The organism is Actinopolyspora biskrensis, assembly GCF_013408175.1.
GTDB classification, from domain to species: Bacteria; Actinomycetota; Actinomycetes; order Mycobacteriales; family Pseudonocardiaceae; genus Actinopolyspora; species Actinopolyspora biskrensis.
On the sequence record NZ_JACBYW010000005.1, the window covers coordinates 144,903 to 164,162 of the forward strand.

General features: G+C 67.8%; 21 protein-coding genes. 16 read left to right on the forward strand and 5 right to left on the reverse strand.

The genetic code is table 11. The features are described from left to right. Positions 1–30: 30 nt before the first annotated feature. The 8 genes from FHR84_RS14090 (at position 31) to FHR84_RS14125 (ending at position 7,206) form a co-directional block, all read left to right on the forward strand. Complete coding sequence (locus FHR84_RS14090; RefSeq protein WP_179535981.1) at positions 31–585, forward strand: F0F1 ATP synthase subunit B; 555 nt, start codon at positions 31–33, stop codon at positions 583–585. A 71-nt stretch (positions 586–656) separates the two neighbouring features. After that, positions 657–1,487 carry a F0F1 ATP synthase subunit delta gene (locus tag FHR84_RS14095; protein ID WP_179535982.1) on the forward strand — a complete coding sequence of 277 codons (831 nt, stop codon included), beginning with the start codon at positions 657–659 and terminating at the stop codon, positions 1,485–1,487. A 79-nt stretch (positions 1,488–1,566) separates the two neighbouring features. Continuing rightward, entirely contained in the window at positions 1,567–3,222 is a 1,656-nt protein-coding gene (gene atpA, locus FHR84_RS14100; RefSeq protein WP_179535983.1) for a F0F1 ATP synthase subunit alpha, read from the forward strand. A 10-nt stretch (positions 3,223–3,232) separates the two neighbouring features. Continuing rightward, positions 3,233–4,162, forward strand: coding sequence for a F0F1 ATP synthase subunit gamma (locus FHR84_RS14105; protein ID WP_179535984.1), 930 nt, complete (start codon positions 3,233–3,235; stop codon positions 4,160–4,162). A gap of 1 nt (position 4,163) precedes the next feature. Beyond that, positions 4,164–5,597 carry a F0F1 ATP synthase subunit beta gene (gene atpD / locus FHR84_RS14110; protein WP_179535985.1) on the forward strand — a complete coding sequence of 478 codons (1,434 nt, stop codon included), beginning with the start codon at positions 4,164–4,166 and terminating at the stop codon, positions 5,595–5,597. A gap of 156 nt (positions 5,598–5,753) precedes the next feature. Further along, positions 5,754–6,119, forward strand: coding sequence for a F0F1 ATP synthase subunit epsilon (locus FHR84_RS14115; protein ID WP_017973633.1), 366 nt, complete (start codon positions 5,754–5,756; stop codon positions 6,117–6,119). A 12-nt stretch (positions 6,120–6,131) separates the two neighbouring features. After that, a complete protein-coding gene (locus FHR84_RS14120) occupies positions 6,132–6,584 on the forward strand; it encodes a DUF2550 domain-containing protein (protein ID WP_179535986.1) in 453 nt (150 codons plus the stop codon). Positions 6,585–6,690: 106 nt separating this feature from the next. Next, positions 6,691–7,206: a GNAT family N-acetyltransferase gene (locus tag FHR84_RS14125; RefSeq protein ID WP_179535987.1), complete on the forward strand. Its 516-nt coding sequence runs from the start codon at positions 6,691–6,693 to the stop codon at positions 7,204–7,206. 55 nt (positions 7,207–7,261) lie between these two features. Here FHR84_RS14125 and FHR84_RS14130 read toward each other — a convergent pair whose 3' ends face one another. Next, positions 7,262–7,834, reverse strand: a complete 573-nt coding sequence (locus tag FHR84_RS14130) for a cob(I)yrinic acid a,c-diamide adenosyltransferase (protein ID WP_179535988.1) — start codon at positions 7,832–7,834, stop codon at positions 7,262–7,264. 216 nt (positions 7,835–8,050) lie between these two features. Between FHR84_RS14130 and murA the strand changes: the two genes are divergently transcribed. The 3 genes from murA (at position 8,051) to FHR84_RS14145 (ending at position 10,314) form a co-directional block, all read left to right on the forward strand. Beyond that, on the forward strand, positions 8,051–9,307 hold the full coding sequence (murA, locus tag FHR84_RS14135) for a UDP-N-acetylglucosamine 1-carboxyvinyltransferase (protein WP_179535989.1): 1,257 nt from the start codon (positions 8,051–8,053) through the stop codon (positions 9,305–9,307). A gap of 268 nt (positions 9,308–9,575) precedes the next feature. After that, positions 9,576–9,935, forward strand: coding sequence for a hypothetical protein (locus FHR84_RS14140; RefSeq protein WP_179535990.1), 360 nt, complete (start codon positions 9,576–9,578; stop codon positions 9,933–9,935). A 175-nt stretch (positions 9,936–10,110) separates the two neighbouring features. Beyond that, complete coding sequence (locus tag FHR84_RS14145; protein ID WP_179535991.1) at positions 10,111–10,314, forward strand: DUF397 domain-containing protein; 204 nt, start codon at positions 10,111–10,113, stop codon at positions 10,312–10,314. A 243-nt stretch (positions 10,315–10,557) separates the two neighbouring features. On the opposite strand, the gene FHR84_RS14150 is transcribed toward FHR84_RS14145, so the two are convergent. Further along, positions 10,558–11,016, reverse strand: coding sequence for a Rieske (2Fe-2S) protein (locus FHR84_RS14150; protein WP_179535992.1), 459 nt, complete (start codon positions 11,014–11,016; stop codon positions 10,558–10,560). 132 nt (positions 11,017–11,148) lie between these two features. Between FHR84_RS14150 and FHR84_RS14155 the strand changes: the two genes are divergently transcribed. Beyond that, positions 11,149–11,547 (forward strand): hypothetical protein, encoded by a 399-nt coding sequence (locus tag FHR84_RS14155; RefSeq protein WP_179535993.1) that lies wholly within the window; start codon positions 11,149–11,151, stop codon positions 11,545–11,547. A 294-nt stretch (positions 11,548–11,841) separates the two neighbouring features. On the opposite strand, the gene FHR84_RS14160 is transcribed toward FHR84_RS14155, so the two are convergent. Next, entirely contained in the window at positions 11,842–12,510 is a 669-nt protein-coding gene (locus FHR84_RS14160; protein WP_179535994.1) for a LysE family transporter, read from the reverse strand. A gap of 84 nt (positions 12,511–12,594) precedes the next feature. After that, a complete protein-coding gene (locus FHR84_RS14165; protein WP_179535995.1) occupies positions 12,595–13,173 on the reverse strand; it encodes an NUDIX domain-containing protein in 579 nt (192 codons plus the stop codon). A gap of 197 nt (positions 13,174–13,370) precedes the next feature. On the opposite strand from FHR84_RS14165, the gene nucS reads away from it, so the two are divergent. Next, positions 13,371–14,030, forward strand: a complete 660-nt coding sequence (gene nucS, locus FHR84_RS14170) for an endonuclease NucS (protein WP_179535996.1) — start codon at positions 13,371–13,373, stop codon at positions 14,028–14,030. Positions 14,031–14,247: 217 nt separating this feature from the next. Here the strand turns inward: nucS and FHR84_RS14175 are convergent, their stop codons facing one another. Next, entirely contained in the window at positions 14,248–14,508 is a 261-nt protein-coding gene (locus FHR84_RS14175) for a hypothetical protein (RefSeq protein ID WP_179535997.1), read from the reverse strand. A 734-nt stretch (positions 14,509–15,242) separates the two neighbouring features. Here FHR84_RS14175 and FHR84_RS14180 point away from each other — a divergent pair. From FHR84_RS14180 to FHR84_RS14190, 3 genes are all read left to right on the forward strand, one after another. Next, positions 15,243–16,922, forward strand: a complete 1,680-nt coding sequence (locus FHR84_RS14180) for a sodium:solute symporter family transporter (protein WP_179535998.1) — start codon at positions 15,243–15,245, stop codon at positions 16,920–16,922. Between the two features lie 27 nt (positions 16,923–16,949). Next, a complete protein-coding gene (locus FHR84_RS14185; RefSeq protein WP_179535999.1) occupies positions 16,950–17,225 on the forward strand; it encodes a hypothetical protein in 276 nt (91 codons plus the stop codon). A gap of 363 nt (positions 17,226–17,588) precedes the next feature. Beyond that, entirely contained in the window at positions 17,589–19,118 is a 1,530-nt protein-coding gene (locus tag FHR84_RS14190) for an aldehyde dehydrogenase family protein (RefSeq protein WP_179536000.1), read from the forward strand. The last annotated feature ends 142 nt before the right edge of the window (positions 19,119–19,260 follow it).

Sequence of the window (19,260 nt, forward strand, 5' to 3'; positions counted from 1 at the left end):
TGACTGCTTGACGCGTTGGGAGAAGTCCAGATGAAGAAACACCTGGTGCTGGCGGAATCGGAGCACAATCCGATCCTGCCCGCCCCGACCGAGATAATCGTCGGGTTCGTCGCCTTCGCCCTCCTGCTGTTCGTCCTGCACCGGTACGCCGTTCCTCGCTTCGAGAAGCTCTACAAGGAGCGCAGCGATCGGATCGAGGGCGGCATCGCGCGGGCGGAGGAGGCGCAGGCCGAGGCCCAGCGCACGCTGGAGCAGTACAAGGCGCAGCTGGCCGAGGCCCGTGCCGAGGCCGCCCGGATCCGGGACGACGCACGCGCCGAGGGACAGCAGATCCTGGACGAGATGCGGTCGCAGGCCCAGGAGGAAAGCGACCGGATCATCAATCAGGGCCAGGCTCAGCTCGCTGCTCAGAAGGCCCAGGTCATCGCGGAACTGCGAGCCGATCTCGGTCGGCACGCCGTGGATCTGGCGGGCAAGGTCGTCGGTGAGTCCCTCGAGGACGAGGACCGGGCTCAGCGCACGGTGGACCGGTTCCTCGACGAGCTGGAGTCCACCTCCGCACCGTCGACGTCGACCAGCAGCTGAGCGGTGCCCACCGGTCGGCCCTAGGTCGAAGGGATTTGAGTGATGGGCCCAGGAGAGAAAGGCGTGCAGAGTTGAGCACCCTCGTGAACGCCGCGAGTCGTGATGCACTGGCAGCCAGCGAGCTGCAACTGTTGCAGGCCACCGATGGGGCCGGACCCGCGGAGATCACCGGGCTCGCCGACGAGTTGTTCGGAGTCGCCGCGTTGTTGCGCGGCGAGTCCGCTCTCCGGCGCGCTCTCGCCGATGCCGCCACCCCCGTCGAGTCCAGGCAGGGGCTGGTCCGCGAGTTGCTGGGCAACCAGCTCGGCGCCCGTTCACTGCCGGTGGTGGTGGAGGTAGCGGGCGCTCGTTGGTCCAACCCCGGTGATCTGGTGCACGGCCTCGAACGGCTCGCCCGTACCGCCCTGCTTGTTCAGGCGGAGCGTGCGGGCAGGTTGGACGCGGTGGAGGACGAGCTGTTCCGGCTGGGCCGCATCATCGGCGGTCAACCGGAGCTGGAACGGTTGCTGTCGGATCCCACCGCCGATTCCGCGGGCAAAGGGGCCGTCGTCGGGCAACTGGTCGGCGGCAAGGTCGAGGATGTGACCGAGCGCCTGGTGCGGCAGTTGGTCGAAAGGTCGCCGGGCGGCCACCTCAGTGAGGGGCTGGAGGAACTGGCCGAGCTCTCCGCGAAGCGCAGGGAACGCTCGGTCGCCCACGTTCGTTCGGCGGTCGCGCTCAGTGACGAGCAGCAGGAGCGGCTGGCCAACACGCTGCAACGCATATACGCGCGGCCGATTGCGGTACACCTGGAAGTGGACCCCGAAATCGGTGGCGGATTGGTCATTCGGGTCGGTGAGGAAGTCATCGACGGCAGCACGTCCGGACGGCTGCAGGCATTGCGGCGCGACCTCTCCGGTTGACGGGCGGCAGTCACCGCTCGCGGCCGGACAGGGGGCCGCCCCTTTTTTCCACAGAACGAAGCGAGAGCAGGAACGAGACATGGCGGAGCTGACGATCTCGTCGGACGAGATCCGCAGTGCGATCGAGAAGTACGTCTCCAGCTACTCACCCGAGGTCAGCCGCGAGGAGGTCGGGGTCGTCACGGACACCGGTGACGGCATCGCCCATGTCGAGGGTCTGCCTTCGGTCATGACCGAGGAACTGCTGGAGTTCCCCGGCGGCATCTACGGCGTCGCGATGAACCTCGAGGCGCAGTCGATCGGCGCGGTCATCCTCGGTCAAGCCGACCAGATCGAGGAAGGCCAGGAGGTCAGGCGCACCGGCAGGGTGATGTCCGTGCCGGTCGGCGACAACTTCCTCGGCAGGGTGATCAACCCGGTCGGCGAGCCCATCGACGGTCTCGGTGAGATCGAGTCGGAGAAGGAGCGCGAGCTGGAGCTGCAGGCCGCTTCGGTGGTCCAGCGCCAGGGCGTGAACGAGCCGTTGCAGACCGGCATCAAGGCCATCGACTCGATGACCCCGATCGGTCGCGGTCAGCGGCAGCTGATCATCGGCGACCGCAAGACGGGCAAGACCACGATCGCCACCGACACGATCATCAACCAGAAGAGCAACTGGGACAGCGGCGACCCCGAGAAGCAGGTGCGCTGCATCTACGTCGCGATCGGCCAGAAGGGCTCCACGATCGCGGGGACGCAGCGTACCCTTCAGGAAGCCGGCGCGATGGAGTACACCACCATCGTGGCCGCCCCGGCCGCCGACTCCCCGGGTCTGAAGTGGCTGGCCCCCTACGCGGGTTCGGCCCTCGGGCAGCACTGGATGTGGCAGGGCAAGCACGTCCTGATCGTGTTCGACGACCTGACCAAGCAGGCCGAGGCCTACCGGGCGATCTCGCTGCTGCTGCGGCGCCCCCCGGGACGTGAGGCCTTCCCCGGTGACGTTTTCTACCTGCACTCCCGCCTGCTGGAGCGCTGCGCGAAGCTCTCCGACGAGATGGGCGGCGGTTCGATGACCGGACTACCGATCATCGAGACCAAGGCCAACGACGTGTCGGCCTACATCCCGACCAACGTCATCTCCATCACCGACGGGCAGTGCTTCCTGCAGTCGGACCTGTTCAACTCCGGTCAGCGCCCCGCCATCGACGTCGGCACCTCGGTGTCGCGTGTCGGCGGTTCCGCGCAGATCAAGGCGATGAAGAGCGTCACCGGTTCGTTGAAGATCGAACTGGCGCAGTACCGCGAGCTGGAGGCGTTCTCCGCGTTCGCCTCGGACCTGGACGCCGCGTCCAAGGCTCAGCTGGACCGCGGTGCCCGGTTGATGGAGGTCCTCAAGCAGGGTGAGGGAGTGCCCTTCCCGGTCGAGGAGGAGGTCGTTTCCCTCTACCTCGGCACCAAGGGATTGATGGACGACCTCCCGACCGGCGACGTGGCCCGCTTCGAGTCGGAGTTCCTGGCGCACATGCGGCGCAACCAGGAGACCGTGCTCAAGGACATCGTCGAGAGCAAGAAGCTCTCCGACGACGGTGCCAAGGCCATCGACGATGCCGTCACGGAATTCAAGAAGCAGTTCACCACGTCCGAGGGCGGCGCGGTTCTCCCGCAGCACGAGGAAGCGGGCACCGTCGAGGCCGACCAGGTCGAGCAGGAGACGGTGAAGGTCAACCGCCCCGCCTCCGGGGACAGCGAGAAGTGACCGGATAGCCATGGCTCAGCTTCGCGAACTACGCAATCGCATCCGGTCGGTGCAGTCGACCCGCAAGATCACCAAGGCGCAGGAGCTCATCGCCACTTCGCGCATCATGAAGGCGCAGGCGAGGGTGGAGGCCTCCAGGCCCTACGCCGAGGAGATCACCAGGGTGCTGACGGCACTGGCCGATGCCAGCCCGCTCGACCATCCGTTGCTGACGGAACGGGACAGCTCCAAGCGGTCCGCCGTGCTGGTGGTTACCAGCGACCGCGGTTTCTGCGGTGCCTACAACGCCAACGTGATCCGTGCCGCCGAGGACTTGCAGAACACGCTGCGGCAGCAGGGCAAGACCCCGGTGCTGTACGTGATCGGACGCAAGGGCGAGACGTACTACCGGTTCCGCAACCGGGAGATCACGCAGAGCTGGGGCGGCTTCACCGATCGTCCGGACTACGCGAACGCGGCGGACGTGGGTGAGACCCTGGTGAAGGCGTTCATGCAGGGCACCGAGGAGGCGAAGAAGGAGGGGAGCTCGGAGGACGACGAGGGCGTGCTCGCGGTGGACGAGATCCATCTGGTGCACACCGAGTTCGTCTCGATGCTCACCCAGCGGCCGGTCATCCGACGGATCGCTCCGCTGGAGGTGGAGTACACCCAGAGCGAGGGGGTGCGGCCGGCCTACGATTTCGAGCCGGACGCGGAGACCCTGTTCCGGGCACTGCTCCCGAAATACATCAACACTCGCCTGTTCGCCGGACTGCTGGATTCAGCGGCGTCCGAGCACGCGGCACGTCGGACCGCGATGAAGTCGGCCACGGACAACGCGGACGAGATCGTGCAGAACCTCAGCCGTGAAGCCAACCGTGCTCGCCAGGCCCAGATCACCCAGGAAATCAGCGAGATCGTCGGTGGTGTCGAGGCGCTCTCGTCTGCAGGAAGTGAGTGACATGACTGCTACTGCCACTAGCACGGCTACTGGCACCGGTCGCGTCGTCCGGGTCCTCGGCCCGGTGGTGGACGTCGAGTTCCCCCGTGACCACGTGCCGGAGCTGAACAACGCGCTGACCGTCGAGATCACGGCAGCGGAGATGTCCAACAGCCTCACGTTGGAGGTTGCCCAGCACCTCGGTGACAACGTCGTGCGCGCCATCTCGATGCAGCCCACGCAGGGGCTGGTGCGCGGCGCCCCCGTCACGGACAGCGGAGCACCGATCTCCGTGCCGGTCGGGGACCAGGTCAAGGGCCACGTCTTCAACGCGCTCGGCCAGTGCCTGGACGCCCCGGGCCACGCGGCGGAGGCGGAGCGGTGGAGCATCCACCGCAATCCGCCGTCCTTCGACCAGCTCGAGGGCAAGACCCAGATGCTGGAGACCGGCATCAAGGTGATCGACCTGCTCACGCCCTACGTCCAGGGCGGCAAGATCGGTCTCTTCGCGGGTGCCGGTGTCGGCAAGACGGTGCTCATCCAGGAGATGATCCGCCGTGTCGCCAGGAACTTCGGTGGCACTTCGGTGTTCGCCGGTGTCGGTGAGCGCACCCGTGAGGGCAACGACCTCTGGGTCGAGATGGAAGAGTCCGGTGCGCTGGACAACACGGCCCTGGTCTTCGGCCAGATGGACGAGCCGCCGGGGACCCGTATGCGGGTCGGCCTGTCGGCGTTGACGATGGCGGAGTACTTCCGCGACGTGGAGAACCAGGACGTTCTGCTGTTCGTCGACAACGTCTTCCGGTTCACCCAGGCGGGCCAGGAGGTTTCCACCCTGCTCGGCCGGATGCCCTCCGCCGTCGGTTACCAGCCGACGCTGGCCGACGAGATGGGCGCGCTGCAGGAGCGGATCACCTCGACGCAGGGGCGTTCCATCACGTCGATGCAGGCGGTCTACGTGCCTGCCGACGACTACACGGACCCGGCCCCGGCCACCACGTTCGCGCACCTCGACGCGACGACGGAGATGGCCCGTTCCATCGCGCAGAAGGGCATCTACCCCGCGGTGGACCCGCTGACGTCCACCTCCAACATCCTGGAGCCCCGGATCGTCGGCGACGACCACTACAGGGTGGCCCAGCAGGTCAAGCAGATCCTGCAGAAGTACAAGGAGCTGCAGGACATCATCGCCATCCTCGGCATGGACGAGCTGTCCGAAGAGGACAAGGTCACGGTCAACCGGGCTCGCCGGATCGAGCGTTACCTTTCGCAGAACTTCTTCGTCGCCAAGCAGTTCACCGGCCAGGAGGGCTCCTTCGTTCCGTTGAAGGAGACCATCGAGGCGTTCGACAAGCTCTGCAACGGCGAGTTCGATCACTACCCGGAGCAGGCGTTCCTGTCCATCGGTGGTCTCGAGGATCTGCAGGCGGCCTACGAGAAGTACACCAAGGAGTGAATTTCTCCGCTCCTTTCGAGTGGAAGTCGGGTGCCGTCCTCGGCAGAGGGCGGCACCCGTTCCGCGGTTGCCCTGCTCAATCGTCCGCATGCCTGTGTTCGGACGTGCCCGATCCATCGGATAGACTACGACGACACACCGACAAAGGAGACACGCGTGGCCGAGATGTCCGTCGAGCTGGTCGCCGTGGAGCGCCGCCTGTGGTCCGGTAAGGCGACCAGTGTGGTAGCCCAGACGACCGAGGGTGTAATCGGCATTCTTCCTGGACACGAGCCGATGCTCGGTCAACTGGTCGAAGGTGGGGTCGTGAAGATCACCACCCCGGAGCACGAGACCGTCACGGCCGCCGTGCACGGTGGTTTCCTCTCTGTGGCCAGCGGTGTGGTCAGCGTTCTCGCGGAGTCCGCCGAGCTGGCGCAGGAAATAGACGTCGCTGCCGCGCGCCGTGAGGCCGAGGGTGATGATGAGCAGACCAGGGTACGAGCCCGGTCCAGGCTACGAGTGGCGGGCTACTCCGTCTGACGGTCGTAGTAGATGAGCGCCTCGATCGTGCTGGTCGCCGTTCTGCTCGCTTTGGCTGTTCTCGCCGTGCTCCTCGTGCTCGGCGGGATGCTTCTCGCGCGTAGGCGGTTGCGCAATCTGCGCGCCGGCGGGATCGAGGTCGCGCTTCGCGTGCATCGCGGTGAGCCCGGTCGGGGATGGCATCTGGGAGTGGCGCGTTACCGGGGTGAGGAGTTCGCCTGGTATCGCGCGTTGAGTCTGCGTTCCGGTCCCGACTGGGTGCTCAACCGCGGCAACATAGTGATATCCGACCGACGTCACCCCACCAGGGCAGAGGCCTACACGATGCCGGCGGGGTCGCTCGTGCTGCACCTGGGCAGGTCGCAGGAGGACATCGAGGTCGCGATGGGCGACGACGCGTTGACCGGTTTCCTGTCGTGGTTGGAGTCCGCCCCGCCGAGCAGTGTCGCGCCTTGGGCGTCGTGAGTCCGCGCGGCTGTGCCGGTCACCAGGGCGCTCCGGGAAGCGTCGAGACGACGCCCGGAGGGGGTTTCCCTCGAGCGCGACCCGGGGATCCCCATATTGTGGCGGGGTGCGTATCGAGACCGGCGCCTACGATCACCCCGATGCCGTTGAGCTGATCGAACAGCTCCAGCAGGAGTACCTCCACCGCTACGGCGGCCCGGACACCACCCCGCTGACCCCTGCGGACTTCCTGCCACCGAGGGGGTTGTTCCTGATCGGTTACCACGCGGAACTGCCGGTGGCCATCGGCGGCTGGCGCGGGCAGGAGGCGAGCACCGACGGGTTCCGGGACGGTGACGCCGAGCTCAAGCGCATGTACGTGGTCCCCTCGGCGCGTGGTCTGGGCTGCGCCCGCGCCCTGATGGCGGAGCTGGAGCGTGAAGCCGCCTCCGCCGGGCGGAGGCGGATGGTGCTGGAAACCGGGTTGCAGCAGCCGGAGGCGATCGGCCTGTACCGTTCCTCCGGCTACCACGAGACGGCGAAGTTCGGTGTTCACCGCTGCGAGCCGGACAGCAGGTGCTTCGCCAAGGAACTGCCGGTCTCCGAGCGCTCCTCGGACCGGTCCCGCCTCACGTGCCGGTAGCCGAGCCCGCCACGAGGGCCGCACGCAGGACTCCCCCGGAGAGTCCGCTCACCGCTTACTCGTTCCCGCCCGGGCGCCACAGCACGTCCCCGTTCGGGTTGGCCGTGCGCGCGAGGATGAACAGCAGATCGGACAACCGGTTGAGGTACTTGGCCGGTAGTTCGTTGGTGTTGTCGGGGTCCTCCGCGATCAGGGTCCATGCGCAGCGTTCGGCTCGTCGTGCCACGCAGCGCGCCTGGTGCAGCAGGGCTCCCCCCGGAGTGCCGCCGGGGAGTATGAACGAGTTCAGCTTCCCGAGGCGCTCGTTGTACTCGTCGCACCAGCTCTCCAGCTGTTCGACGTAGTCCGCGGTCACCCTCAGCGGGGGGTGTTCCGGGGCCTCGACCACGGGGGTGGCCAGGTCGGCGCCGACGTCGAACAGGTCGTTCTGCACGGAACGCAGTATGTCGTGGACGTCCGCGTCGAACGTGGCCGTGGCCAGGGCTACTCCGATCGCCGAGTTCGTCTCGTCGACGTCGGCGTACGCACCGATCCTGGAGTCGGACTTGTGCACCACCGAGTTGTCCGAGAGCCGAGTGGTTCCCGAGTCGCCGGTGCGTGTGTAGATCTTGGTCAGATGCACGCTCATGGGCACAACCCTAGGCGGTGTCCGCGCGTTCCCCGTCCGTGCCGTGACGGCGAACACGCGGGCGGGGGCGAGCGCGTCGTGCGGGTGCCGGGCGGAGGTGGTGCTCGGGGGAGTCCCGAGTTCTCGCTGTGCGGACCGTTACCCTCCAGAGCCGAACGCCTCCTTAACGCCACCCACCCGGATGTCAAGCGCACCGCGGCCGTAACCTGGCTGCCCGTGAGTGAGCATTTCCGGGTACACGGCGGAGCCCGGCTCGTCGGCGAGGTCGGCGTGGCCGGCGCGAAGAACAGCGTGTTGAAGCTGATGGCTGCCTCCCTGCTGGCCGAAGGCACCACGACCATCACGAACTGCCCGGAGATCCTGGACGTCCCGCTGATGGCCGACGTGCTGCGCAGCCTCGGCTGCTCCGTCGAGATCGAGGGGGCGACCACCACGGTCACGACGCCTCCCGAGATCAGCCACGAGGCGGTCTCGGTGTACATGAGCAGGCTCCGCGCCTCGGTGTGCGTTCTCGGTCCGCTGGTGGCGCGCTGCCGCCGCGCCGTGGTCACTCTGCCCGGTGGCGACGCCATCGGATCCCGTCCGCTGGACATGCACCAGAGCGGGCTTCGGCAGCTGGGTGCGGACAGCCACATCGAGCACGGAGCCGTGGTGGCCGAGGCGGAGAATCTGCACGGGGCCCAGATCTGGCTGGACTTCCCCAGCGTCGGAGCCACGGAGAACATCCTGATGGCCTCGGTGCTGGCCGATGGCACCACGGTGATCGACAACGCCGCGCGCGAACCCGAGATAGTCGACCTGTGCGTGATGCTGCAGCAGATGGGAGCCAAGATCGAGGGAGCGGGCACCTCCACGTTGACCGTGCACGGCGTCGCGTCGCTGGAACCGGTGCACCACCAGGTCATCGGCGACCGCATCGTTGCGGCGACCTGGGCGTTCGCCGCCGCGGCCACGCGTGGTGACGTCACGGTGCACGGGGTGGACCCGAACAACGTCAACCTCGTGCTGGAGAAACTGCGCGCCGCGGGTGCCGAGATCTCCTCCTCGGCCGAGAGCTTCCGCGTGGTGATGGGCTCCCGCCCCAGCGCGGTCGACTACGTCACGTTGCCCTTCCCCGGTTTCCCGACCGATCTCCAGCCCATGGCGCTGGCGCTGTCGGCCGTGGCCGACGGCACTTCCATGATCACCGAGAATCTTTTCGAGTCGAGGTTCCGCTTCATCGAGGAGCTGGTGCGCATGGGAGCCGACGCCCGTACCGACGGGCATCACGCAGTGGTGCGCGGTCAGGAGCGGTTGTCGAGCGCGCCGGTGTGGGCCTCCGACATTCGCGCCGGGGTCGGGCTGGTGCTCGCCGGGCTGTGTGCGGACGGTGTCACCGAGGTGTGGGACGTCTTCCACATCGACCGCGGTTACCCGGAGTTCGTCGAGCAGCTGCGTGAGCTGGGAGCCGAAATCGAGCGGGTCGCCGACTGATTAACAACTCGTGCCAGAGCCTTGCCCGGGTGCTCGCTTGGCGGGACCTCCCGCGGTCGGTCCGGCTGCGTAGCGGGTCGTTCTCGGCGCCAGTGGCGTTGGTGGGCGTTTCGGCGTCGGGAGCGCCGTGAGGAATCCCGCCCCACCTCGGTACACACTTACGTGTGGTAGTCGACCGTGCACGTCAAGTAGTCGCACGAGGGTGGCCGATGATCTTGACGTGGTTGGCGGCCTCGCTACGGGAGTTCGTGGAGTGATGGAGCACGGTATGGAGACTCCGCAACGGGACCTCGGTCGTCCGGGTGCGATCCGGTCGGCTCCACCCGAGTGCACGCATCCTCGTGAACGACTGCGTTGGGTGGGCGATTTCTCCGGGGAGCCCGACCACTGGGTGTTCCGGGTCGACTGTCTACGGTGTGGGGGTTCGTGGGACCACACCTCCGAGGACGACAACGCTCCTTGGGACCAGGTGACCCGGATGCTCGAGGAGGGCAGGTTCAGCAGGTTGTACCCCGGCCTCGGCCCCGCACGGGGCGCGACCCGCGCGACCGCGGCCGTGGCCGAGCGCACGACCGAGATCATGCGCGATCTCGAGAGCATGGGGGACACGAAGTTCCCCATCGACTGATTGGAGTTCTCCGTTCGGGGCGGGGCACGCAGCGGGCTTTCCGGCGCGGTGGCGCCGGACGGACACCACGGCCCGGCCATCGATCCGGCCGGAGGACCTCAGTGAGAGACCGTGACCGGAGAAACTCTCGACGGTGTAACGGAGTTTCGTCCGCTCGTCCCGTTAGGAGTGGATTATGCCCATCGATTGGTCGCAGGTGACGTTTCACAAGGCGAATGCGTCGAGCGTCGAGGGTACGGAGTGCGTGGAAGTAGCACGAATAGGCGACACCTTCGGGGTGCGGAATTCCCGGGACCCGCACGGCCCGGTACTCGAGTTCACGCACGCCGAGATGGCGGCCTTCGCCGAAGGCGTCCGCAACGGTGAGTTCGGGGTCTGACGGGAAGCCGTCGGCTCCGTCCGCGGGGACCGGCCCGGCGACCCCGCTCACCGGCTGCGCTGAGCGGTGTCCCGCCCTCCCGGGCCCGCGGTTTCGCGCGAAACGTGTCTTCCGGAGCGGTTCCGGATCGAACGTTTCGCGCGAAACGTTCCCGGTGCGTGACGGGGACCTCCGCTCGGGCCCCGCGGCCTCGTCGGCGACCGCCGGGTCCCCGGCGCCGAAGCAGGGCGTCGGACGGTTCTCTCAGGACCCGCCGGTCAGAATGTTGCCCGCTTCGGTGCGAACCGGAACGGAAGGCAGGGGGTCCCGGGCCGGGCCGCTGACGACCTCTCCGGAGGAGGACTCGAAAACCGAGCCGTGGCAGGGACAGCGCAGTTGGTCCCCCGCGGCCTCGACGGTGCACCCCATGTGCGTGCACACGGCGCTGTGCGCGGTCACTTCGCCCTCCTGCGGGCGGGACAGCGCGATTTTCTCCTCGGGGCCGTCGACGATCAGCGATCCGCCCACCGGCACCTCGCTCATCCGGGCGAGCCGCTTTCCGGCCTCGGGGGGCTGCTCTCCCGAGGGATCAGGGCGCTCGGTGGAGGTGAGCGAAGACCCCTGGTAGGAGTCGTCGGCGCATCCACCCGATACGACGAGGCCCGCGCACGCCCCGCCCACGGCCAGTGCGCGACGTCGCGTGGTCGACCTTTCGACGTCCATGTTCCCTCCGTGGATGACTCGCTGCGATCCGTTCCGATCCGGACAATACCGGCACGGGGACGTAGTCGCCCAGTACGTCCTCCGGGAGCACCGCCCTCCGCGGTGCCGGATCAGTCGAGTGTTGGAGTACGGATGGTTACGAGCTTTTCGAGCGGTCCCGGACACATCGTCGCGGAGCTGCTCCGAGCGTTGGTGGCGGCGGGGCTGCTCATGTCGGCTGTGGTCCACTTCGAACTGTGGGCACAGGGGGTGAGCGAAGTGGCGGTGATAGGCCCGCTGTTCCTGCTCAACGCGGTCGCCGGGCTGGTGCTGGCTCTGGTGCTGCTCGCCTGGAAGCACTGGTTGCCCGCCGTGGGGGCCCTCGGATTCGGTGCGCTGACGCTGGCGGCCTTCGTGCTGGCCGTCACCGTCGGTCTGTTCGGCTCGCACGAAGTGGCGACGGGCGTTCCGCAGCTGTTGGCGGGGGTGGCCGAGGTCGTGGTGGTGGTCGGGGCGATTCCCCTGACCATTCTCGGCGCCCGTTCCCGGTAGGAGTTCGGTGGCTTGGCTGTCGTGGTTGGTCACTCGGCGGGACCTCTCGCGGGCTCTCGCTGCGGGGAGGCCCGGCATCGGCCTGCGCAACGCCGGGCCCTCCTCGCGAGAGCACCACGGGAGAACCCGCGGCGGTGCCGACTGCGTAGCGGGCGTTTCGGCGCGGCCGCGCCGAAGAGCACCAACCTCGAACAACCGAACGAACACGCCTGACAGAGCACTACCGGCTTTTTCGCCGGAAGCTCCCAACAGGACTTCCGGGCGGCCCGGTTCGGTCGGGGGCGTGCGGGGCGGTCACCGGCCCGCCGCCCTCCAGGCCCCGAGGGCGACCCGCAGTCCCAGCGCGATCAGCACCGTGCCGGTGATGCTTTCCAGGGCCGACCGGAACGCCCTCCTCTGCAGCAGACCGTGCAGGCCGGCCAGGAGCCAGGAGAAGAGCCTCCACCAGAGCAGTCCCGTCACCACGAAGGCGAGGACCAGCTGCAGTGAGGTGACCGTGTGCGGCTCGTCGTTTCCGACGAACTGCGGCAGCATGGTCAGGAAGAGTACGGCGATCTTGGGGTTCAGCAGGTTGCTGATCAGCCCTTGGCGGTACGCGGCGGACAGGGCGAGCTCCGGTCCGCCACGTACCGTCGTGGTGCTGCTGTCGGCATCCGTGCCGACGGATCCGTGCCCGCCGCGCAGGCTGGAGACCAGGCTGTGGACGCCGAGCCAGACCAAGTAGCAGGCTCCGGCCACCTTGAGCACGGTGTAGGCGGTCGCCGAGGCGGCCAGCAGCGCGGACAGACCCGCGACCGAGACGACCGCGTGTATCACGACACCGGTGCAGCACCCGAGTCCGGTCCACCAGCAGGCGGAGGAGCCGCCGCGCAGGCTGTTGCGGATCCCGAGGGCCATGTCGGCGCCGGGAGTTATCGTGATCAGGACGGTCAGCAGCAGGAACGGAACGAGCTGATCGGGCACGTCCGCACGGTACTTTCGCCGGGGACGAGGGGGAAGGGCGCTTCTCGCGGAACGAGCGGGCTCGGCGGTGCGCCGGGCCCGGACTCACGAGTCGTTGGTCCGGGGGCGGCCGCGCTCGTGCAGCAGCAGCAGGGTGTAGGCGGCGATCGACTGGGCGTCGGTCATCTCGCCCCCGGCGATCATGCTCTCGACCTCGGCGCGGTCGAACAGGGCCGCTCGCATGTCCTGCTCCTCGAGTTCCCGTTCGTGCGCCCCGTGGGTGAGTTCGGTGGCGAGAAAGGCCCTGCCCCGTTGGCTGGACATTCCCGCCGCCACATCCAGCATCCCGAGTTCGGTCATCCGCTCGGCGCGCAGTCCGGTCTCCTCGCGAAGTTCCCGCTCCGCCAGGCCGGTCGGCTCCGCCGCGGCGAGCCCGGGGGCCGTTCCCTGGGGGAACTCCCATCGGCGCATTCCCAGCGGGTAGCGGTACTGCTCGACGAGCCAGAGTCCCTCCCGCCGACCGGCCGCGCCGTCGGCGTTCCGTTCCAGCGGGATGATCAGCGCGTAGTCGGGCTTGTCGACCACGCCGTAGATCCCGTCCGACCCGTCCGCCCGACGTATCTCGTCCTCACGCACCGTCATCCACGGATTCGCGTAGACCTGCCTGCTGTTCGCCGTCCACATGTGTTCGGGCCTCTCCGGGGCGGGGCGTCGTCGCGCTGGACCGAGCGGGAGCTCTCGTCGGAACCGCAGGGTACAACCCGCGGAGTTCCACGACGCTTCTCGGCCGAGTCCTTCCGGGGCGCCTACCGCAGGGCGGTCTCGACACTCTCGGCAGGTGGTTGTCGATGTTGGTGGGGCTTGCCCTTACGCTTTGTCGAGTGCGTCTTGTAATCGCTACCTGCAAGGTTGACTACATCGGCAGGCTGAACGCCCATCTGCCGTTGGCCACCAGACTGCTGTTGATCAAGGCCGACGGTTCCGTTTCCGTGCACTCGGACGACAGGGCCTACAAGCCGTTGAACTGGATGAGTCCACCGTGCTGGTTGATCGAGGACCCCGACGTGTGGACGGTGCAGAACAAGGCGGGCGAGAAACTGGTCATCGCCGTCAAGGAGATTCTGCACGATTCCAACTACGAGTTGGGATCGGAACCGGGGTTGGTCAAGGACGGAGTCGAGTCGCACCTGCAGCAGCTGCTGGCCGAGCACGTCAGCACGCTCGGTGAGGGCTGGACGCTGGTGCGGCGGGAGTACCCGACCCCGATCGGTCCCGTCGATCTGATGTGTCGCGACTCCACCGGGGGCAATGTCGCGGTCGAGATCAAACGACGCGGCGAGATCGACGGTGTCGAGCAGCTGACCCGTTATCTGGAACTGCTCAACCGCGATCCGCTGCTGGCTCCCGTCGGTGGAGTGTTCGCAGCCCAGCAGATCAAGCAGCAAGCACGCACTCTGGCGGAGGACCGCGGTATCCGCTGCGTGACGCTGGACTACGAACAGCTGCGCGGGATCGATCCTGACGAGTACCGGTTGTTCTGATCGGGGTTTCCCGCCCGCCCCTTCCTGGGCGCCCACCTGGTGGTGCCGACTGCTCGGGCGGATTCCCCGGCGTTGCCGGGCCGAGAGCACACGCCGGTCCGCGACACGACGGGAAAACCTCGGTGAGGACTCACAGCAGAACTCCGCCCGGGTGGTCGGCTCCCGGTGCTTGGGTCGGTGCCCCGCCGCGTTCGCGGGCAGCAGCTCGAGCGGGCACCTACGCCGCTTCGGGGCTCGCGCAGCGGAGAGCGGTGCTTCCGTCCCGGGACCTGCGCAGTCCGTCCAGGACGCGGGCGAGCAGCGGCGGGTCCGGCGGAGTCCACTGTGAAACGGGGACTCCGAGCGAGGCCACGGGACGATGTCCTCCCCGCCGTCCTTCCCGCACCGGCAGTTCTCCGTGGAACGCGAGCACGTAACCGGGCGTTCTGGGGGCGGGTTTGCGGGGCGAGTCCGACCGGGGGATCGGAGGGGCCGTCACGATCTCACTCCTTCACGACGGGAATCGACGTCGGACGGGTCCGTGGCAGGACGGGGTGCTCGAACTTCGAGGCGGGAACGGGCCGTTCAGCCGTGTGGAACACCGCTGCGTGGTGGTTCGTTCAGCCAACGCAGCAGCAGCCACGGGCCGAGGACCAGTGTCACGGCGAGCAGCGCGAGTATCTCCGCGATCCCCATGCCATCACCTCCTGTGTTCGTGGTGATGCTATGTGTGCACGGTCGATCGGCGATAGAAGTGGGCGGATCACTGCACCACTCGAGCTAACAGATCGCCCCGGAAGGGGCTCGTTCGGCGGTTGTGCTTGTTCGTCTCGCTACGACGAGTAGTCAAATTCGTGTGCGGCGGCGCGGTGGCCGCCGGGGCGGGGTCGCGTGGACCGGTTCTGCTCACCGAGCGTTCCGGGGGCGGCGCCGGGTCGCGGTGCCTTCGCGTGCGAAGCCGTCTCTTCTGCGGGGCGGGCGGTTCCACCGGCGGTTGTCCGCGCCGAGGCATCGGGGCGCGGAAGGAACGAGGAAATCGTGTCGAATTCGGTCTGATCGGCACGAAGCGAACGCATCCGGTCACTCGGTGAGCACAAAAGAAACGCTCCGGCCCTCGAAATCAACGAATTGATATCACCCTCTCTGTGACCCGCCCCACTGTGCGGTATTGTTCGTCTGTTTTTATGACTGGTGATTACCGTTTGACGTTGTTGATTTTGGAGGTGGGGCGACGTGCATGCGTTAGCCCAGGAGCAGCTTCGACTGGACGCGGGACCGGTCGACTATCTGCTGCTCGCGCTCTACTTCTTGTTCGTGCTGGGAATCGGCTACCTCGCACGGCGCTCGGTCTCGAGTAGCCTCGACTTCTTCCTGTCGGGGCGTTCCCTGCCCGCCTGGGTGACCGGGCTCGCGTTCGTGGCGGCCAACCTCGGTGCCATCGAGATCATCGGGATGTCCGCGAACGGGGCCCAGTACGGCATGCCGACCATGCACTACTTCTGGATCGGCGCGATTCCGGCCATGCTGTTCCTCGGCGTGGTGATGATGCCGTTCTACTACGGTTCCAAAGTGCGCAGCGTCCCCGAGTTCATGCTGCGCCGCTTCGGGAAACCGGCGCACCTGGTCAACGCCATAAGCTTCGCCCTGGCACAGTTGTTGATCGCGGGAGTGAACCTCTTCCTGCTGGCGAGCATCGTCAACGTGCTGCTCGGCTGGCCCCTCTGGGTTTCGGTGCTGATGGCCGCGGCGATCGTGCTCAGCTACACCGGACTCGGCGGACTGTCGGCGGCCATCTACAACGAGGTGCTGCAGTTCTTCGTGATCGTGGCCGCCCTGCTGCCGCTGACCATCGTCGGCCTGACCAAGGTCGGTGGCTGGCAGGGACTGGTGGACAAGGTGTCGGCCCAGGCCGGTGCGCACCAGCTCTCCGCGTGGCCCGGAAACGAGCTGACCGGTTTCGGCAGCAACTTCCTGTCCGTGCTGGGGATCGTGTTCGGACTCGGTTTCGTGCTCGCCTTCGGCTACTGGACGACCAACTTCGTCGAGGTCCAGCGTGCGATGGCCTCCAAGAGCATGTCCGCGGCCCAGCGCACGCCGATCATCGGGGCGTTCCCGAAGATGCTGATCCCGTTCCTGGTGATCGTCCCGGGCATGATCGCCGCCGTGTCGGTGCAGGACATGGTGGTGTTCAAGCAGCAGGGCGAGGGAAACGTCGACTACAACGACGCGATCCTGCTGTTGATGCGGGACCTGCTCCCGAACGGGATCCTCGGTGTCGCCCTGGCCGGGCTGCTCGCCTCCTTCATGGCCGGGATGGCGGCGAACCTGAGCTCGTTCAACACGGTGTTCACCTACGACATCTGGCAGGCCTACGTAGTTCGGAACCGTTCGGACGGCTACTACCTGAGCATGGGCCGGTGGGTGACGGTCGGGGCGACAGTGGCCGCGGTCGGCACCGCCTTCATCGCATCCGGCTACTCGAACCTGATGGACTACCTGCAGCAGCTCTTCTCGCTGTTCAACGCTCCGCTGTTCGCGACGTTCATCCTCGGTATGTTCTGGAAGCGCATGACCCCCACGGCGGGGTGGCTCGGTCTGGTGCTGGGCACCTGCGCCTCGCTGAGCATCTTCCTGCTTGCCGAGACCGGGGTGCTGGAACTTCCCGGTCAGGGGGCGAGCTTCGTCGGGGCCGGCGCCGCGTTCGCGGTCGACATCGTGGTCAGCGTGGCCGTCAGCGTGGTCACCACTCCCAAGCCCGCGGCCGAGTTGACCGGCCTGGTCTACGGGCTGACGCCGAAGGCGGACCGGACGGCGGCGACCACCGGCGAGGACGCGGGCTGGTATCGCAGGCCCGGTGTGCTCGCGGGCATAGTCCTGGTGCTGATCGTAATCCTCAACATCGTTTTCGGGTAACCGCGTTCACCGCTTCGGGAGGCAATCATGAGCGAGGAAAACGGCTCCGGTACCCAGCAGGGACAGCGTGCGGGGGCTTTCGACATCCGACTGGTCATAGCGGCCCTCTTCGTCCTGTACGGGGCGATCTGCACGCTGATGGGGCTGCTGGGCACGAGTGAGGAGGACATAAGACAGGCCGCCGGGATCAACATCAACCTCTGGAGCGGTCTGGGCATGCTCGTCTTCGCGGGCGCGTTCACGATCTGGGCCAGAGCGCGGCCGATCGTCCTCCCCGCGGACTCGGAGACGCCGAGCTCCTGAACCGGCGGTCCCCTCGCGGCCCGGTCGAAAGGCCCGGTCACGGGAGCGTGCCCTCGAGTGGCGGTCCGCGCCGCGGGCGCGCTGTCCCGGCCTGGCGCCCGCCCGGGAACCCGCGGTGGTGCGGGTGCCCGGGCGGGCGCGACCGTTCACCGGCGACCCGGCCGATTCGTCGCACGGCCCCTGGGCTCGCGTCGGCGCGCAACTGTTGCCCGGCCGACTCGTTGTTCCCACGGGTGGGACGTGTGAACGTCGCGCACCCGGGGCGCCGATGTCGTGCCGACCCAGGCGCGTCGTCGCTTCGCGCGAGCTGAGCGTCGATGACATCGCGACCCGGCGACACAGGATCCGGTGGGGAGGCCGAGCATGACCCAGACCGCTCGTGGCAGTGCCGAAGAGCATACCGGGACGGTGATCTCGGAGACGTCGTCCGAACCGGCCGACTTCGACTCGCTCGACCCGAGAACGGGTGAGACCGTCGGTACGCACCCGGTCCACGATCAGTCCCGGGTCCAGCGGGCGGTCGACACCGCGCGAACCGGGCAGCGGTGGTGGGAGGAGCTCGGCTTCGAGGGGCGGAAACGGCGGCTGGACGCCTGGCGGAGGCTGCTGGCCGCGCGGTTGGACGAAGCGGCGGAGCTGATCTCGGCCGAGACCGGCAAACCACGGGACGACGCGCGGCTGGAACTGGTCCTGGTCGTCGACCACCTGCACTGGGCAGCGGCCAACGCGCCCAAAGTTCTCGGCAGGCGCAGGGTCTCGCCCGGGGTCCTCATGTCCAACCAGGCCGCGACGGTGGAGTACCGTCCCTTCGGAGTGGTGGGGGTCATCGGACCGTGGAACTACCCGGCCTTCACCCCGATGGGGTCCATAGCCTACGCGCTGGCCGCGGGCAACGCGGTGGTGTTCAAACCGAGCGAGCTCACCCCGGGAGTCGGCGAGTGGTTGGCGAGCACCTTCGCCGAAGTCGTGCCGGAACACCCGCTGCTCCAGGTAGTCACCGGTTTCGGTGAGACGGGAGCGGCGCTGTGCCGCGCGGACACGGACAAGGTCGCCTTCACCGGATCCACCGAGACGGGGAAGCGGGTCATGGCCGCCTGCTCCGAGTCGCTGACCCCCGTGCTGGTGGAGTGCGGCGGAAAGGACGCGCTGATCGTCGACTCGGACGCCGATCTGCGCGCGGCCGCCGAGGCCGCCGTGTGGGGCGCGGTCTCCAACGCGGGACAGACCTGCATAGGCGTGGAGCGCGTCTACGTGGTCGACTCGGTGGCCGACAGGTTCGTCCAGCTCGTCTCGGACCGCGTGGAGAAGTTGCGTCCCGGTGGGCAGCCCACGGCCGACCTCGGCCCCATCACGATGAGTTCGCAGGTCGACGTGATCCGCGAGCACATCGCGGAGGGAGCACGGCGCGGCGGGAGGGCCGTGGTCGGTGGTGACGACTCGGTGCGACCCCCCTACGTCGACCCGGTGGTGCTCACCGATGTCCCCGAGGACTCCGCGGCGGTGACCGAGGAGACCTTCGGCCCCACGATCGTGATCAACAGGGTGCGCACGGCGGACGAGGGGATCGAACGCGCCAACGCGGGCAGGTACGGCCTGGGCGGGACCGTGTTCTCCCGGGCCCGCGGCAACGAGCTCGCCAGGAGGATGCGCAGCGGGATGGTCGCCGTGAACTCGGTGATCTCCTTCGCCGCCGTTCCCGCCCTCCCGTTCGGCGGAGTGGGCGACTCCGGGTTCGGCCGGATCCACGGCGCGGACGGGCTGCGCGAGTTCACCAGAGCCCAGGCCGTGACGCGCACCAGGTTCCCCATGCCGATCAACCCGATGACCTTCGGGCGCTCCGCGCGGACCGTTCGGCGTCTCGTCGCGTTGATGCGGCTGGTACGCGGACGCTGAAGCGGGCCTCCCCCGGGGGGCTCGCTCCGCTCGGCGGCGCGGGTGGCCGAACCCCTCGCGGTCTCGTGAGCGGGCGCCCCGACACCGGGTGGCGGTGCTCCCACGACGGCGGGACCGCCCTCGTGGGAGCACCACGGGAAAC